Origin of the sequence: Bacteroides sp. ET336, assembly GCF_024733815.1 — a bacterium.
Taxonomy (GTDB): domain Bacteria; phylum Bacteroidota; class Bacteroidia; order Bacteroidales; family Bacteroidaceae; genus Phocaeicola; species Phocaeicola cellulolyticus.
On record NZ_JANRHK010000053.1, the window covers coordinates 1 to 728 of the forward strand.

General features: G+C 39.8%; 1 protein-coding gene and 1 pseudogene. Both read right to left on the reverse strand.

Annotated elements, in window-relative coordinates:
• Positions 1 to 341: pseudogene (locus NW213_RS16775) on the reverse strand (IS66 family transposase); the annotation flags it as partial.
• A 90-nt stretch (positions 342 to 431) separates the two neighbouring features.
• On the reverse strand, positions 432 to 728 hold a 297-nt coding region (gene tnpB, locus NW213_RS16780; protein ID WP_258323476.1), incomplete at its 5' end, for a transposase.

The following is a 728-nucleotide window of genomic DNA, read 5'->3' on the forward strand; positions in this document are numbered from 1 at the left end:
GCATTATGCTTTTTCTCAAGCTTTCTGTATTCCTTCAACTGTATCTTATATTCAAGAGCTACCTTTTCAGCCTTGCTGTTTGCCTTAAGCAGGGCATCTGTAAGGGAGTCTATTTTCTTATTGGCTTCCTTCAGGTCTTTTCCTATTTCATCAAGTCTTGCTATCATTTCATCAAGCTGCTTGCTCTTGTTCTGATTCTCTTCAAACAGGAACAGGGCGAACCTCTTTATCTGCTCATTATCCATACCTTCAAGGGGCGTATGCTCCTTTTCAGGTCTGTCCATCATCTCTTGAAGATGCTTCTGTCTGAGTATGTGTTCTATTAGTTCCTCTGTTTCCATGTTCTCTAAATTTTATGTAAAGATACTCATTTTTAGTGAGATACACAAATATTCAGAGAACTTTTATCGCTGATTTTCAGAGTTTTATAATTAAATCCTTATGCTCGTTATCACCGGAGTTTCAAGTATCGTGACCAGGTCTTTCCAGTCTATTTTATATATTGTCACATCGTCCTTACGCTCTATTTTCATGAACTTATAACCCTTTATGAAGGACTTCTCATGAAGGTAGTAGGCATTGCGTTCATAGTGTATCATGCGGACCTTGCGCTGGTCTTTAGACATGAACATGTAAACATCGCCGTTCATCGGGTCACGGTGGTACCTGCCGCGGATTATCTCACATATACGCTGAGCCTTGCATCTCATATCATGAAGCTCAGGAAT